Genomic DNA, 16142 nt, shown 5'->3' with positions numbered 1-16142 from the left:
CTATTATTATAAATTATCAATCTGAGAATTTATTCATTTCAAAGTTTTACACTCTTACAAGCCTAAACTAAAACTATGCAATAATCTTTTTCTATACCATAGAAAATCTAAAATTACAAACCAAACCCAAAAAGTAAGTTTATTTTATATCTAACCGATAAGGTAAAAGAAGTTGAACCCCTTTTCGTTGAGACATCGTTTTAATCTCTTTTAGTATTTTATAGTTTTCCTCTCCCAATTCTTCCATTAAAATAGTTTCTTTTGATTTTATTAATCCAAAACTTTCAAAAATCTTATCCAAATCTTTTTCAAAAACAGGAAATTCACTTACTTTATAATCCTCTATTTCAGCAAATTCAGCTGCTCTTTGTAGCGCTAAATCCAAACCTCCTAACTCATCTACTAAACCATTATTTAAAGCATCAACTCCTGTCCAAACACGACCTTCGGCTATGTTTTTAACAGCATCTTGAGACATATTTCTACCTACAGCAACGCGGTTTGTAAATAATTCATATACATCAATAATACCTTCTTTTAAAAAATCATGTTGCATTTCGCTTAATGGCTCAAACAAACTATAAGTTATCGCATTGGTATTGGTAACAACTTGCTCTGCATTAATACCCCAATTATCAGCTAAACCCTTAACATTTGGCAGAAGTCCAAAAACACCTATACTGCCTGTAATTGTGGTAGGTTCGGCAATAATTTTATCTGCATTGCAAGCAATATAATATCCGCCAGAAGCTGCCAAATCTCCCATGGACACTATAACTGGTTTTATTTTTTTTGTCAATTCTATTTCACGCCATATAAGCTCACTTGCTAATGCGCTACCACCTGGAGAATTAATTCTCAATACTACGGCCTTTATATTATCATCTTTTCGAGCCTTTTCTAAAGACGCTCTCATCGTACCTTGTCCTACATAATTTACATCTCCTTCACCATAAATAATCTCACCTTCAGCAAAGATAACTGCTATTTTGTTTTTATTAATAGGAGATAATTTATTTGATGTAGAATAAACATAATCTAATACCGTTATTGTCTCTAAATCATCCTCCAAATTTACACCAACTACGTTTTTTAGGCTATTTACATACTCATCATAATATCCTACTTTATCTACCAATTTAGATGCTATTGCCAAAGAAGCATTTCTAGTGAGTAAACTATCTGCAATATTATTAAGTTGTTCAACTGAAACCATTCTACTTTCAGATATTTCCTTTTTAATCTCGTACCAAATAGTATTCATTAAACTAAAAATTTGTTCTCTGTTCTCATCACTCATTTCATTCAATAAAAAAGGCTCTACAGCACTTTTATACTTACCAAATCTTACTACTTCAAATTTTAAACCTGTATTTTCTTGAAAATCTTTAAAATATAATTGCTCTGAAGATAAGCCTTTAAACTCCAAAATGCCTGTAGGGTTTAAATAAATGCTGTCTGCAACTGAACTTAAATAGTAATCTTTTTGACTATATATATCTGAATACGCCGTGATAAATTTACCTGATTCTTTAAATTCCAATAATGCATCGCGCAAGGCTTTAGTTTGAGAAATTCCTGCATTAATAAAATTATTTTCAATAGAAATTCCTTTTATATTATCATCGGTTTCAGCATATTTTATAGCATTTATAATATTAAACAAGCCATTTTTTTCTTCTTCGTTTAAAAAAGGATAATCTTTAAATTCTATTTTACCCGCATAATCTTTTATAGGGAAATCTAATTTGAGTTGTAAAACAGAATTTGGTTTAACAGCAACTAAACTATCTGAATTAGCACCAAATATAAATCCTATTAACAATAAAAAAACAATACAAATACTAAAGAACACAAAAATTCCAGTAACAGTAGACAAGACGCGCTTAAAAAAATTCATTTTAGATTTTTGAAAATTAGTTATTATTTTACTGAAATATTTAATTTCTGTAAGTTCTTTTTACGATGAATTTTACCTGAAGCTGTTTCAATAAACTTAGCTATATTAAACACTTCTTTAGGCTTTTCATATTTATCTAAATCATTAAAAACAGAAAGATCTAAATCATTCGTTTTTTTCTCCAAAACTAAGATTAACTTATCTCCAAACATATCATCTGGTTTAGAAGCTATAAAAAATTGTTCTTTTATTTTACTTCGAAGCTTCTTTTCTATTTGCTCTGGAAATAATTTAATTCCCCCAGAATTTATAACATTATCATAGCGACCTAGCCATTCAAATTCAGTTTCGGAATGAATTTTAACTAAATCATTGGTAACGATGGTTTCGTCTGAAAGCAAAGGCGCATCTATTACCAAGCAACCTCTATCATCTTGAGAAATAGATATATTTGGTAACGTTTTAAAATAATTATTGGAAATGGATTCTGAATCATTAAAGTTGTTCAATCTTTTTACAGCAATATGTGATACTGTTTCTGTCATACCATAGGTTTCATAAACCATAGGTTTTTTATCCTTAATGATTTCAATGGTTGATTCTGGTACCTGTCCACCACCAACAATAGCCATTTTAATATTCAATAAATACTTAGAAAAACTTTTAAGTTGCATAGGTGTAAATGCACAAAATGTATAGTCTTTTTCGTAATCAATTAAAGGAAGTACAGCTGGTTCAGTCATATCTAATTCAAGCCCAAGTATAATAGCTCTAACAATCATCATTTTCCCAGCAATAAAGTTTGAAGGCAAACAATGTAGCACTTTATCTCCTGGTTTTAAACCAAAATAATCACCAGTAACAATGGCTGAATTTACCATAGCCTGCTTCTTTATTTTTATTTTTTTCGGTTTTCCAGTTGAGCCAGAAGTTTTAACCTCAATATAATCTTTTTCATCTAACCAACTAAGTAAAAAATCGCCTAACTCTTGCTGATATGGCTCCCCTTCTTTAACATAGCTATATGCTACTTCCATAAGATCGTCATAAGTATAGTATAAACCATCTAACTTAAACTTTACGTGTACATTGGTATAATTTGGTGTCATATTTTCTTCTAAATTTAATAATCTTTAACTGATGATTCTATAACTTTTCCGAATAATTTATCTTTCCAATTCGTCCATTTATATTTTTTAGACAAGATTAACAAAAGAATTGGAAAAACCACAAAAACAGGTATAAAAATCTCCATAAGTCCCATTTCAGATGGTTCTGATAAATCTTTTAAAATGGAATGTGTTTGAAAAGCTGTCCAATCAGAAGTTACCAAAAGAGCTGTGAATAAATTATTGGCTGCGTGAAAGCCTAATGAGAGTTCCAGCCCCTCATCCATTAATGTTAAAATTCCTAAAAAGAACCCAGTACCAATATAATATATCATAATAACATAGCCCAATTTATCTACTTCAGGATTTGCCAGATGCATTAAACCAAAACATACAGATGTAATTACCAATGGTAACCACTTATTTTTAACTATCACACCTATACCTTGCATTAAGTAACCTCTAAATAAATATTCCTCAAAACTAGTTTGTAATGGTACTAATAAAATTGCAATAATACTAAGTAATAAAAAGGGTTGTAATTGAAAATTTAATTTAAAATTTTCTGGAGACAAATAAAAATCAACCAAAACAAAACCACTAGATACCATTCCCCAAATAAAAAAAATAAACCAGAACCGTTTCCAATCTATTTTTTTTCGTGAGGTTGTTAAACTAACTATTGATTGTTGATGAAGTATTTTTGCTGTAAAAATAATCCCAACCAAACCAATTGCAAATGATAAAAGCATTAAAAGCAAAAACATATTGCTCCCCAAAACACTTATCATTTGAGGAATTTCAGTAGGAATTTCACCTGTTTCTAAAACTTTTAATCCCACAACAATACCTAATGGTGTCATGCCTATAAATTGCCACACCATTATTATAATAAAAAAACCAACTAAATAACGCCACCAATCATGTAATGCGTTAAATGCTTGAGCTATATACATCCTTTTATAAATTTATGTGCCATTGCTTTTTATTGTTATAGTACAAGGCTCCATTAAGGACTTGTAATGGCGAATCAAAGTTATTAGTAAACAAACTACCTGTACCCAAACCTTGAGGCAAACTACTTTGTTTTAAAAACGTGTATTGAGCAATGGCATTTAGTCCAATATTACTTTCCAATGCACTTGTTATCCACCAACCAATGTTTTGTCGTTCTGCCATTTCTATCCATGCGTCACTTCCTTTAAAACCTCCAATTAAACTTGGTTTTAAGATGATATATTGTGGATTAATAGTTTGTAGCAATTCTTGTTTTTTTGTTACACCAAAAACACCTATTAATTCTTCATCTAATGCAATTGGTAAAGGAGTTTTGCTACATAAGTCAGACATAGCCTCTATTTGCCCTTGTTTGATTGGTTGCTCAATGGAATGCAAATCAAATTCTGACAATATTTTTAATTTTTCTAAAGCTTCAGAAGGAGTAAATGCGCCATTGGCATCAACTCGCAATTCAATATCTTTTGAAGAAAAATCATTTCTAATAGATTTTAAAAGATATGTTTCTGTTTGAAAATCAATAGCCCCAATTTTCATTTTAATACAATTGAAGCCTGCTTTTATTTTATCTTCAATTTGTTGTTTCATAAAAACTTCATTCCCCATCCAAATCAATCCGTTAATATTGATAGATGCGTTACTCTGTGTGAAAGCCGATGGAAATAAGTCAAATAAGCTTGAGCTTTCTAAAGACTTCAAAGCCATTTCCAAACCAAATTGAATACTTGGATATTCTATTAATTCTCCAAGTAAATAATCAAAATCATTATTAATGTTTTTACACAACCATTTTAGTTTATCTTCATAGTCTAAGGTATCATCAACGGACAATCCTCTAAAAAGACCACACTCTCCAATGCCCTTCCTTTCTTCAGAATTTAAAATTAAAAACCAAGTTTCCTTAGTTTTTAAAACGCCTCTAGAGGTTCCACTTGGCTGTTTAAAATTTAAGATGTGTTTTTTATAAGAAGCTGTAATCATCTATAGTTCAATATAATCACCAATTTCTAAAAGCATTAAATCCTTATCCTTTTCGAAGAATTTTCGCTTAGCTTCTTCATGGTCAATTTCAATATAGCCAAAAGTATCATAGTGATACCCTAAAACTTTATCACAAGCCACAAAATCACTTGCCAAAATAGCATCTTCAATTCCCATGGTAAAGTTATCACCAATAGGTAAAATTGCTAAATCTAATTTGGTTTTTAATGGAATAAGTTTCATATCAAAGGTTAAAGCGGTATCACCTGCTATATAAATATTTTTATGTTCCCCTTCAATAACAAAACCTCCAGGTTGCCCTCCATAGCTTCCATCAGGAAACGATGATGTATGAATGGCATTAACATACTTTACAGTTCCAAACTCAAAATCCCAAGCACCTCCATGATTCATCGGATGTCCTTCAATCCCTAATTTTTCAAAATAAGATACGATTTCAAAATTAGAAATTACAACCGCTTCAGTGCGTTTTGCTATAGCTTCCACATCCACAATATGATCTTGATGCGCATGGGTTACCAATATATAATCCACTTTTAATTCATCAATATTAATACTTGAAGCTTTTGGGTTTGCTGTTATAAAAGGGTCTACAAGAATATTTATCCCATTAACTTCTATTCCTAAACTAGCGTGACCGTAAAATGTAATTTTCATATGAGCATTTTAAAATAGAAAAATACAAAAATTTAAAGCAAATGCCCAATCCCCATAAGAATTGCTAGAAAAAAAGTTGTTAAGGCTAACTTTTTTAATTCTGGGTCTAAATTTCTTGGCTCTTCATTAAAGTAAACTTTTTTAAGATGAAGCAATAAAGGGACATAGGCAATCATAAAAATTAAATTGAATGGCGATGTATAATATAATATACCAAACAATCCTGATAAACATATAGCTAATACAATTAAAGCAAAATGATATTTTTTAGCATTTTTTGAGCCTAATTTTACTGCTAATGTTATTTTATTTGATTTTTCATCTGAAATTATATCGCGCATATTATTCAAATTCAAAACTCCCGCGCTTAATAAACCAATAGTACATGCAGGTAAAAACACCACATGATCTACCGTTTTGGCATATAAAACATAACTACCTATTACACTTACTAGTCCAAAAAAAATAAACACAAAAATATCCCCCAACCCTCTGTAACCGTAGGCTTTTTCACCCACTGTATATTTAATAGAAGCTACAACAGAAAAAACTCCTAACACAAAGAACAATAAAGTCAGCCAAAAATGACGCGATCCAAAAGCTAAAAAAATAAGAGAAAATGCTAAACCTATAGATATTAAAATATTTATTCTTATTGCATTAAACATGTTTTCGGGATTTATCGCTCCACTTTGAATGGCACGTTGAGGACCAACCCTATCATCATTATCTGTGCCTTTAACTCCATCACCATAATCATTAGCTAAATTTGAAAGTATTTGAAGGCTTAATGTTGTTAAAATTGCCAATACAAATATCTTGTAATTAAAAAGCCCGTTATATTCTGCTAAAAAAGAAGCTACTATAATTCCAGAAACAGAGAGTGGCAATGTTCTTAAACGCATGGCAGACACCCAAAGCGTAATGTTTTTCTTCATGGAATCCATTTTTTATCAAAATTTGGCTTACGTTTTTCAAGAAATGCATTTCGTCCTTCAATAGCTTCTTCTGTCATATAGGCCAATCTTGTTGCCTCTCCAGCAAATACCTGCTGACCTACCATACCATCATCTGTTAAATTCATAGCAAATTTCAGCATTTTTATTGATGTTGGTGATTTAGCTAATATTTCTTGAGCCCAATCATAAGCTGTAGATTCCAACGAATCATGAGGGATCACAGCATTTACCATACCCATCTCAAAAGCTTCTTGTGCGGAGTAATTTCTTCCTAAGAAAAAAATTTCTCTTGCTTTTTTCTGTCCCACCATTTTAGCTAAATATGCAGATCCGTAGCCTCCATCAAAACTGGTTACATCAGCATCCGTTTGTTTAAAAATAGCATGTTCTTTACTTGCTAAAGTTAAATCACAAACTACGTGCAAACTATGACCACCACCAACAGCCCAACCTGGAACAACAGCAATAACAGCTTTAGGCATAAAACGGATTAAACGTTGTACTTCTAATATATTAAGACGGTGATAGCCATCCTCACCTACATAACCTTGATGTCCTCTTGCTTTTTGGTCTCCTCCACTACAAAATGAATACACCCCGTCCTTACTTGACGGCCCTTCTGCAGACAATAAAACAACTCCAATATTTACATCTTCATTGGCATCATAAAACGCATCATATAATTCACTCGTGGTTTTGGGCCTAAATGCATTTCTAACATCTGGTCTGTTAAATGCTATCCGGGCTACACCATTGCATTTTTTATAGGTTATGTCCTCGTATTCTTTAACAATTTCCCAATTTGGTTTATCCATATTACATATTTTGCTCAAAAATAATTTTTATTTTTTTATAAGAGCGAATCCAATAATAAAAATAGCTCTTAAATCTTTTGCTCAGAAGCTAACACGATATAAAACAAACTATTAAACAACTATAATTGTATTACTTTATGAATTTAATAAAAAAGACAAGAAATCCTTAGCAAATCGTATTATTTATAAAAAAAATAAAAATTGATTCGAAATCTTATTGTAGTATATTATTTGTTAATTTTTCAATAAATGGTAATTATTCTGACAAAAAAAATACTATTCATAGTTTTTTTTCGTACTTTGCCGACAACTAAACCTCAAACAACTATGTTAATAAAATTTACTCTTGTAATATCAGTGCTTGTAATAATTAATTTTTTATTGTTAAAATTTAGCACAAATAAAACAGTTAAGTCTACTAAAACAAATAAAAAGCCAATAGTTTTAAATCCAAACATCACCACTGAACAGGCTTCTGAAAAGCTTGCTCCAACAGGAAGTTAGTTTTACTGAAACATTTATTACCAAACCAATAACCTCTATTTGCACTTAATGGAGATGGGTGTCCACTTGTTAACACACTATGCTTACCTGTATCAATTAGTTTTATCTTTTTCTTTGCGAAACCTCCCCAAAGCAAAAAAACAACATGTATTTTGTGTTTGCTTATTATTTCAATAACAGAATCTGTAAAAATTTCCCACCCCTTTTTTTGATGACTTCCCGCTTCGTGGGCCCTAACCGTTAGTGTAGCATTTAATAACAACACTCCTTGATTTGCCCACCGTTCTAAGTTACCACTTTTAGGATATGGAAGCCCTAAATCATTATTAATCTCTTTGAATATATTTGTAAGAGACGGAGGGTGTGAAACATCATCAGCTACGGAAAAACACAAACCATGTGCTTGCCCAACTCCATGATAGGGATCTTGCCCTATAATTACTACTTTTACATCATCAAAATGGCAGTAATTAAAAGCGTTAAAAATGACTTCAGAAGGAGGAAAACAAAGATTATTCATGTATTCTTCATCAATAAAACCCATTAAATTTTTAAAATATGGCTTCTCAAATTCCGTTTCTAAGTATGGAATCCAACTTTTGTGTATTTTAATATTCATTTATTATAAATTAAAATCGAACTAAAATAATATTATCTTTAGTCTTTATAAAATTTATCCAACATTGATTAAAATAAAACTTCCAAGCGCACAAACCATATTATTAATTATAGCGGCTTTAGTAGCCTTACTAACATGGATAGTCCCTGCTGGGAATTATAGCACATTAAGCTACAACCAAACAGAAAACATGTTTACAAGGTTGGATTCTAAAAACACCACAAAACTTCCGGCTACACAAAAAACACTTGATGATTTAAATATTAATATTCCTTTAGAAAAATTCACGAATGGTGATATTTGGAAACCTATTGGAATTCCTAATACTTATAAAAAATTAGAATCTAAACCTCAAGGCCTTTTAGAATTTATAAAGTCTCCTATTAAAGGAATCATTGAAGCAGCAGATATTATTTTTTTAGTACTAATTATTGGAGGCCTTATAGGAATTATGAATTACACTAGAGCTTTTGACGCTGGTATTTCATGGTTAGCAAAAACATTAAAAGGAAAGGAGTATATATTAATTATTTTAGTTACTTTATTGATATCTATTGGAGGCACAACTTTTGGTTTGGCCGAAGAGACCATAGCGTTTTATCCTATTTTAATCCCTATTTTTTTAGCTGCAAAATATGATGCTATCGTAGCATTAGCTTCTATTTATATTGGCTCTTCTATTGGTACCATGTGCTCAACTACAAACCCCTTTAGCTCCATTATTGCGTCTGATGCTGCTGGAATTAATTGGACTACCGGACTTACAGGACGTTTCATCATGTTAGGATTAGGCTCTTTAATTTGCATTCTTTATATTTTAAGATATGCTCAACGCGTTAAAAACAACCCTAAACTATCAATAATTTTTGACCAAAAAGAAGCGATTGAACAACAATTTGGAAATACTACAGACTCTACCATTAAACTAACTGGAAGATTCAGAATTATTCTAATTCTTTTTAGTTTGTGTTTTGTGGTAATGGTGTATGGTGTTTCTCAACTTGATTGGTGGTTCATTGAAATGACTGCGGTATTTTTAGTTGGTGCCATATTGATTGGTTTTATTGCTAAAATAGAAGAATCAACTTTTATAGATATTTTTATAAAAGGTGCTGGTGATTTGTTAGGAGTTGCTATTATAATTGGTATTGCAAGAGGCATAACCGTTATAATGGATGACGGCTTAATTAGTGATACAATGCTTTATTACGCTAGCAATATAACAGCTGGTATGAACAAAGGTGTTTTTATTAATGCCTTACTCTATATTTATGGTGGTTTATCCTTTTTTATTCCTTCATCATCTGGAATGGCTGTTTTAACAATGCCTATTATGGCCCCTTTGGGAGATAGTGTTGGTGTTAGTAGAGAATTTGTAGTGTATGCTTATCAATATGGCATGGGACTATTCGCTTTTATTAGCCCAACAGGATTGATTTTAGCCTCTTTAGCCATCGTAAAAGTTGGCTATGATAAATGGTTGAAATTTGTAATGCCTTTAGTCATTATTTTACTTGCTTTTACTATGCTGTTTTTAACGCTTTCGGTTTACCTATAAACCCTTATTACCCCATGATTCTTACTAACATTTCTTTTAACAATTGACCTTCAGAAACAGCATTAGAATTAACCCCTTTACTTTTTACATCAAACTCATGTAAAATAGCTATAACTTCGCTTACTTTTCGCATTGGATAATTCCGAGCAGCTGTAATATATTCGTCTACAAAATATGGGTTAACCTTTATAGTAGAGGCTATATTTCTTGGCGATTTATCTTTCATACCATGTAAACGTAATAACTGCGAAAAAAAACTAAATAATAAAGACACTGTTACCACCATAGGATTATCCTTTGGGTTTTCTGCAAAATAATGTGCAATCTGGTGTGCCTTTACCACATTTTTTGAACCCACAGCCTTGCGTAATTCAAAATTATTAAAGTCTTTGCTAATACCAATATTCTCTTCTATTATTTCAGGAGTTATTTGACTGCCTTTGGACAAAATAATTTGAAGCTTTTCTAATTCTTTATTAATTTTACTTAAGTCTGTCCCCAAAAACTCAACTAACATTTGAGCTGCTTTTGGAGTTATGGTATATTTTTTAGAAGACAACACCCTACGTATCCAATCGGCTACTTGATTTTCATAAAGCTTTTTACTTTCAAAAACCACCCCATTTTTTTTTAATGCTTTATAGAGGTTTTTCCTCTTATCAATCTTTTTATATTTATAATTAAACACTAAAATTGTTGTAGGCTGTGGTGTATTTGCATAATCACTAAGTTTTTCAATGGTTTTAGATAAGTCTTGAGCTTCCTTAACAATAACTACCTGATATTCTGACATCATTGGGTAACGTTTGGAAGTGCCAATAATATCTTCCATTGTCACATCTCTACCATACAAAACAATTTGATTAAACCCTCTTTCTTCTTCAGTAAGTACAGAAGCCTCAATGTAATCAGAAATTTTATCAATATAATAAGCCTCTTCCCCCATTAAAAAATAAATAGGTTTCAATTTTCTGTTTTTAATGTCGGTTACTAATTGCTTTACTTCGTCCAAATCTGAAAAATTATAAATTGAAAATCCGAATTATTAGTAGCGGATATTTGGTAATTAATTATTGAAGTTTAACTTTGAAAAATAAACACAACATATTGCAAGCACTTAATTTTCCTCAATTTTCATTTCGATTCAAAAATAACGAAAATAAAATTTCTATTTTCGATGAAATTCGTAAAAAGTTTGTGATATTACAACCTGAAGAATGGGTCAGACAACATTGTGTTCAGTATTTAATGAATGTAAAAAAATATCCAAAATCACTAATTAATGTTGAAAAAGAACTGATAGTAAACACCTTAAAAAAGCGTTATGATATTGTTGTATTCAATACAAACGGAAGTATTCATTTAATTGTAGAATGTAAAGCACCAAAAATTACTATCAATCAAAAAACTTTCGACCAAGTAGCGCGTTATAACTTGGAGTTAGATGCTTCTTATTTAATGGTTACCAATGGATTAAATCATTACTATTGTCAAATGGATTTTAATAACAAATGTTTTCATTTTTTAAAAGATATTCCAGAATACATTTAACTGCCAATACTTTCTAAAATACTTATAAATCAAAACAAACAACCTTATAAACAAATAAAAACTTAAACTTTTAAATTAAATATTGAAACTTGCGATAATCATACTAAATTGGAATGGACAAAAACTTTTAGAACAGTTTTTACCTTCCGTTATTAAATACTCCACAGAAGCCACTATTTATATAGCTGACAATGCTTCCACAGATGATTCTGTTTTTTTTGTAAAAACAAATTTCCCCTCTATAAAAATCATTCAAAACAAGGAAAATGGCGGGTATGCCAAAGGGTACAACGATGCTTTAAAACATATTAAAGCCGATGTGTTTTGCTTATTAAACAGTGATGTAGAAGTTACAGAGAATTGGCTGACCCCTATTTTTAAAATTTTTAAAAACGAAAGCAATACAGCTATTATCCAACCAAAAATATTAGATTACAACAGAAAAAAATATTTTGAATATGCTGGTGCTGCAGGTGGTTTCATTGATAGATACGGTTACCCTTATTGCAGAGGTCGAATTTTTAATTCTATTGAAAAGGATACGGGTCAGTATAACGATACCGTAGAAATATTCTGGGCTTCGGGGGCTTGCTTATTTATTAGATCAGATGTTTTTAAAACCTTAAATGGTTTTGACGAACGATTTTTTGCTCACATGGAAGAAATAGACCTTTGTTGGCGTGCAAAAAATTTAGGCTATGCTGTAAAATATGTTGGCACATCAAAAATATATCATGTTGGCGGGGCAACACTTAATAATACCAACCCAAAAAAAACTTACTTAAATTTCAGGAATAGCCTATTTACCTTAACAAAAAATGCTAACGGTTCTTTATTTTTAATCTTATTTGTACGTCTATTCTTAGATGGAGTTGCAGGAGTAAAATTCCTATTAGAACTAAAGCCAAAACATACTATTGCTATAGTGCGAGCACATTTTAGTTTCTACAGCCATTTAACATCATTGATTAAAGACCAAAACAATCACAAAAACAAAGTAAAGTACTACAAAAAAACATCTATAGCATTTGATTATTTTGTGAATAAGGAAACTAAATATAAAAGTTAATAACTCAATAGTAAAAGTTTTGTTAAAATGCTGAAAACAGCTGATTTTTGTATATTTTTGTAACTAAATCTAAAGAAAAAATTAATCCTTTAATAATTATGAGAAAAGTTCTATTACTTAGCGTATCGGCCATGATATTATTAAGTTCATGTGTATCCAAAAAACAATTTACAGACCTTGAAGCAAAACAAAAGGAAACTCAAGACTTGCTTAATTCTGCAACCGTTAAATTAAACTCTTGTATAGAAGAGAGAGCTTCTGCAACAGCTAGAGCAACTGCTTTAGAAGAACAAGTAATAGATTTGCGTAAAAGCAATGACAACTTAACAATTCTATCTTCTAAAGGAGCAAGCAATATTGAAAAAACATTAGAAAGCATTAAAGAAAAAGAGTTAAAAATCACTCGTTTACAAGATGCACTTACACAAAAAGATAGCATAACATTAGCATTAGTAACAAGCTTGAAACGTGAGGTTGGTATTAACGATCCTGATATTGAAGTTAATGTTGAAAAAGGTGTAGTATACATCTCTATAGCTGACAAATTATTATTCCAAAGCGGTAGTTACAATGTAAACTCTAAAGCAAAAGATGTATTAGCAAAAGTTGCTAAAGTAATAAATAGCAAACCAGATTTTGAAGCTATGGTAGAAGGTCATACTGATACAGTACCTTACAGAAAAGAACCATTATTAGACAACTGGGATTTGAGTGTAAAACGCGCTACTTCCGTTATCAGAGTATTACAAGATCTTGGTGTTAACCCAAAACAACTTATAGCTGCTGGACGTGCAGAATACGTGCCATTAGTGGAAAACAATACTGCTGAAAACAGAGCAACAAACAGACGTACACGTATTGTTGTATTACCAAAAATCGATCAGTTTTATGATATGATTGAAAAAGAAATGAAAAACTTAGCTGCTGGTGGGAACTAATCAGTTTTAAATAAAAAACAAATAAAAGCTCAACTGTGAAGTTGGGCTTTTTTATTTCATGAAATTTGTGTTTCCAATTAAAATTCAAGTGATATTTGCAATATATTAACTGATGTGTTATAATGACCAAAAAAAACAAACAACGTATATCTTTAAGTGTTTATTTTTTACTTTCTGGAGTTTGTTTTGCATCTTGGGCTTCTAGAATCCCTACAATCAAAACGCTTTATAATTTAAATGATGCAGAATTAGGAAATTTACTTTTAGTATTGCCTATTAGTTCATTGATTGGCCTACCTATTTCTGGTTGGTTAGTTTCAAAATTTGATAGTCGGAAACCATTAATTTTTTCCTTTATCTTATTTTCAATAGCATTAATTCTTATAGGAATTTCAGATTCTATAATAATGCTAATTGTTGCTTTATTTCTATTCGCTTTTAATTTGCGAATCCTTAATATTTCAGTTAACACTCAATCTTTAACTGTTCAAAAAAGCTTTACTAAAAAAATTATTGGTTCGTTTCATGGTGTATGGAGTTCTGGAAGCCTATTAGGCGTAGGATTTTCTACACTCATGGTTAAAATGGAAATCCCCATTTCCTACCATTTTATTAGTGTTGCGCTAGTTGGTTTATTAGTCGCTTTTTTAGCATATCCGTTTCTTCTAAAACAAGACAAATCTCCTCATGGAAATAAACTAATTTTAGGAAAGCCTGACAAAATGATTATGCTTTTAGGTATCATCATATTTTTTGCTGCTGTTTGCGAAGGTGGTATGTTTGATTGGAGTGGTGTTTATTTTAAAGACGTTGTTAAAGAAGACGTTTTTACACTTGGCTATCTCATTTTTATATTATTTATGACTCTTTCTAGATTCTTTTCTGATATCTTAATGGATAAAATTGGATTTTCAAAACTATATATATTAAGTTCCACATTAATAGCCTCTGGTGTTTTAACAGCAATAATTTTCCCTTATTTCTGGCCTGCACTTATTGGATTTAGCATTGTAGGCATTGGTGTTGCCGCTATTTTCCCTATGACGTTTATGCTTGCTGGAACTTCTAAAAAATACTCGGCTGGAATGGCTGTTTCCATTATTACCACGTATGCTATTGCAGGAATGCTTATGGGGCCACCATTACTGGGTTATATTGCTCATGCTTTTAATCTTAAAATATCATTTCTACTCTTTGTATTTTCAGCTTTAATGTTTATCCCTATTTCAAAACTATTTTTTAAATACCAAAAAAAGCAAGCTTAAAAAATTTCTAAATTTCCCTTTCCCTTTCTAATAACTACTGGCTCTCCTTCAGACAAATCAATAACTGAGGAAGGTTCATTATCGCCATAGCCACCATCAATTACCAAATCAACCAAATTATTCCACTTTTCTAAAATTAATTCGGGGTCTGTTGTATATTCTATGACTTCATCATCATCACGAATGGATGTTGAAATAATCGGATTGCCCAGTTTTTTTACAATCTCCAAAGCTATATTATTATCAGGCACACGAATACCAACCGTTTTTTTCTTTTTAAAAGGATTGGGTAACGATTTTGAGCCCGGGAGAATAAAAGTGTAAGGTCCTGGAAGTGCTCGTTTCAATATTTTAAAAACCGATGTATCAATCTGTTTTACATAATCACTCAAATTACTGAGGTCATGACACACAAACGAAAAATTGGATTTTTCCAATTTCACTTGTTTAATTCTTGCTATACGCTCCAGAGCTTTTATATTCGTAATATCACAGCCTAAACCGTAAACGGTATCTGTTGGGTAAATAATTATTCCGCCTTTTTTTAAAATAGCAACTACCCTATCTATTTCTCTTGGGTTCGGATTTTCTTCATATATCCTAACAAATTCAGCCATAATAACTATATTGTAATTACGTTTACAAAGTAAATATTATTTTTATTATGAAACTATTTAAACGCATAATCTTAAATACAATTATTGTTTTTTCGTTTAAGTAATAATGATAATGAAGTAAAAACAACAACTTATATAAAAAATATGAACTAGTATACTTTAAGGAAGGCTCTGCTAAAAAGTAAAGCTGCCATTTCATAAAACTAATATTTATCCTACATAACAAACATTTATTTACTAAATTGGCTATTACAACAATTGGGTGGTAATTCATTTATTTAATCCCTTACTATTCTTATACGCGAACATTGTGCTTAATTTGATTAAATCTTGAAAACAAATACTGAAAAAGCGAATCAACATTATGTTCCTAAATTTTATTTAAGATATTTTTCATATTTGGGTAATCAAAATCAAATTAGTGTATTCAATACAAAATCTAATTTATCATAAGAAATGATTTATAAAATAACTAGTTGCTGGCTTCACAACAACTTGAAATCGATATCTAAAGGCTCACAGAACTGATCGTGATTTAGAAGTAAAAGAGAGAGGACTATCA

Annotated in this window: 16 protein-coding genes; 6 read left to right on the top strand and 10 right to left on the bottom strand. The window is 30.8% G+C overall.

All coding sequences use genetic code 11. From position 1 onward, the window contains the following. Positions 1-139: 139 nt before the first annotated feature. The 8 genes from sppA to APS56_RS00170 form a co-directional block, all read right to left on the bottom strand. The gene (gene sppA / locus APS56_RS00205; protein WP_054723663.1) at positions 140-1900 is read right to left on the bottom strand and encodes a signal peptide peptidase SppA; all 1761 of its coding nucleotides are present in this window, start codon (positions 1898-1900) and stop codon (positions 140-142) included. Between the two features lie 23 nt (positions 1901-1923). Next, entirely contained in the window at positions 1924-3009 is a 1086-nt protein-coding gene (locus tag APS56_RS00200) for an AMP-binding protein (protein WP_054723662.1), read from the bottom strand. A 14-nt stretch (positions 3010-3023) separates the two neighbouring features. After that, the gene (locus APS56_RS00195) at positions 3024-3965 is read right to left on the bottom strand and encodes a CPBP family intramembrane glutamic endopeptidase (protein ID WP_054723660.1); all 942 of its coding nucleotides are present in this window, start codon (positions 3963-3965) and stop codon (positions 3024-3026) included. 4 nt (positions 3966-3969) lie between these two features. After that, the gene (locus APS56_RS00190) at positions 3970-5007 is read right to left on the bottom strand and encodes an o-succinylbenzoate synthase (RefSeq protein WP_054723658.1); all 1038 of its coding nucleotides are present in this window, start codon (positions 5005-5007) and stop codon (positions 3970-3972) included. Continuing rightward, positions 5008-5685 (bottom strand): metal-dependent hydrolase, encoded by a 678-nt coding sequence (locus APS56_RS00185; protein WP_054723656.1) that lies wholly within the window; start codon positions 5683-5685, stop codon positions 5008-5010. It abuts the gene before it with no gap. A 32-nt stretch (positions 5686-5717) separates the two neighbouring features. After that, positions 5718-6623: a 1,4-dihydroxy-2-naphthoate octaprenyltransferase gene (gene menA / locus APS56_RS00180; protein WP_432416444.1), complete on the bottom strand. Its 906-nt coding sequence runs from the start codon at positions 6621-6623 to the stop codon at positions 5718-5720. After that, complete coding sequence (locus APS56_RS00175) at positions 6620-7459, bottom strand: 1,4-dihydroxy-2-naphthoyl-CoA synthase (RefSeq protein ID WP_054723651.1); 840 nt, start codon at positions 7457-7459, stop codon at positions 6620-6622. The genes menA and APS56_RS00175 overlap by 4 nt, the downstream gene beginning before the upstream one ends. A gap of 457 nt (positions 7460-7916) precedes the next feature. Continuing rightward, positions 7917-8582 (bottom strand): uracil-DNA glycosylase, encoded by a 666-nt coding sequence (locus APS56_RS00170; RefSeq protein ID WP_054723646.1) that lies wholly within the window; start codon positions 8580-8582, stop codon positions 7917-7919. 64 nt (positions 8583-8646) lie between these two features. Between APS56_RS00170 and APS56_RS00165 the strand changes: the two genes are divergently transcribed. After that, the gene (locus tag APS56_RS00165) at positions 8647-10140 is read left to right on the top strand and encodes a YfcC family protein (RefSeq protein WP_054723644.1); all 1494 of its coding nucleotides are present in this window, start codon (positions 8647-8649) and stop codon (positions 10138-10140) included. A gap of 7 nt (positions 10141-10147) precedes the next feature. On the opposite strand, the gene holA is transcribed toward APS56_RS00165, so the two are convergent. Beyond that, entirely contained in the window at positions 10148-11152 is a 1005-nt protein-coding gene (holA, locus tag APS56_RS00160) for a DNA polymerase III subunit delta (protein WP_054723642.1), read from the bottom strand. A 95-nt stretch (positions 11153-11247) separates the two neighbouring features. On the opposite strand from holA, the gene APS56_RS00155 reads away from it, so the two are divergent. The 4 genes from APS56_RS00155 (at position 11248) to APS56_RS00140 (ending at position 14963) form a co-directional block, all read left to right on the top strand. Continuing rightward, positions 11248-11691, top strand: coding sequence for a type I restriction enzyme HsdR N-terminal domain-containing protein (locus APS56_RS00155; protein WP_054723640.1), 444 nt, complete (start codon positions 11248-11250; stop codon positions 11689-11691). Positions 11692-11773: 82 nt separating this feature from the next. After that, positions 11774-12760 (top strand): glycosyltransferase family 2 protein, encoded by a 987-nt coding sequence (locus APS56_RS00150; protein WP_054723638.1) that lies wholly within the window; start codon positions 11774-11776, stop codon positions 12758-12760. A 98-nt stretch (positions 12761-12858) separates the two neighbouring features. Then, a complete protein-coding gene (locus tag APS56_RS00145) occupies positions 12859-13698 on the top strand; it encodes an OmpA/MotB family protein (RefSeq protein WP_054731029.1) in 840 nt (279 codons plus the stop codon). Positions 13699-13820: 122 nt separating this feature from the next. Further along, positions 13821-14963, top strand: coding sequence for an MFS transporter (locus tag APS56_RS00140; RefSeq protein WP_054723636.1), 1143 nt, complete (start codon positions 13821-13823; stop codon positions 14961-14963). Here APS56_RS00140 and APS56_RS00135 read toward each other — a convergent pair. Continuing rightward, a complete protein-coding gene (locus APS56_RS00135) occupies positions 14960-15580 on the bottom strand; it encodes an L-threonylcarbamoyladenylate synthase (RefSeq protein ID WP_054723635.1) in 621 nt (206 codons plus the stop codon). The genes APS56_RS00140 and APS56_RS00135 overlap by 4 nt on opposite strands. Positions 15581-15910: 330 nt before the next feature. Between APS56_RS00135 and APS56_RS17270 the strand changes: the two genes are divergently transcribed. After that, positions 15911-16033: a DUF4238 domain-containing protein gene (locus tag APS56_RS17270; protein ID WP_432416443.1), complete on the top strand. Its 123-nt coding sequence runs from the start codon at positions 15911-15913 to the stop codon at positions 16031-16033. Positions 16034-16142 lie beyond the last annotated feature (109 nt).

Source organism: Pseudalgibacter alginicilyticus (assembly GCF_001310225.1).
GTDB classification, from domain to species: domain Bacteria; phylum Bacteroidota; class Bacteroidia; order Flavobacteriales; family Flavobacteriaceae; genus Pseudalgibacter; species Pseudalgibacter alginicilyticus.
The sequence above is the reverse complement of the archived record's forward strand: the minus strand, read 5'-3'. Positions and strand labels throughout refer to the sequence as shown.

Coding starts and splice junctions, on each gene's coding strand:
- APS56_RS00140 (WP_054723636.1), top strand. CDS start 13,821: ATGACCAAAAAAAACAAACAACGTATATCTTTAAGTGTTTATTTTTTA.
- sppA (WP_054723663.1), bottom strand. CDS start 1,900: ATGAATTTTTTTAAGCGCGTCTTGTCTACTGTTACTGGAATTTTTGTG.
- APS56_RS00200 (WP_054723662.1), bottom strand. CDS start 3,009: ATGACACCAAATTATACCAATGTACACGTAAAGTTTAAGTTAGATGGT.
- APS56_RS00145 (WP_054731029.1), top strand. CDS start 12,859: ATGAGAAAAGTTCTATTACTTAGCGTATCGGCCATGATATTATTAAGT.
- APS56_RS00135 (WP_054723635.1), bottom strand. CDS start 15,580: ATGGCTGAATTTGTTAGGATATATGAAGAAAATCCGAACCCAAGAGAA.
- APS56_RS00175 (WP_054723651.1), bottom strand. CDS start 7,459: ATGGATAAACCAAATTGGGAAATTGTTAAAGAATACGAGGACATAACC.
- menA (WP_432416444.1), bottom strand. CDS start 6,623: ATGAAGAAAAACATTACGCTTTGGGTGTCTGCCATGCGTTTAAGAACA.
- APS56_RS00170 (WP_054723646.1), bottom strand. CDS start 8,582: ATGAATATTAAAATACACAAAAGTTGGATTCCATACTTAGAAACGGAA.
- APS56_RS00195 (WP_054723660.1), bottom strand. CDS start 3,965: ATGTATATAGCTCAAGCATTTAACGCATTACATGATTGGTGGCGTTAT.
- APS56_RS00185 (WP_054723656.1), bottom strand. CDS start 5,685: ATGAAAATTACATTTTACGGTCACGCTAGTTTAGGAATAGAAGTTAAT.
- APS56_RS00190 (WP_054723658.1), bottom strand. CDS start 5,007: ATGATTACAGCTTCTTATAAAAAACACATCTTAAATTTTAAACAGCCA.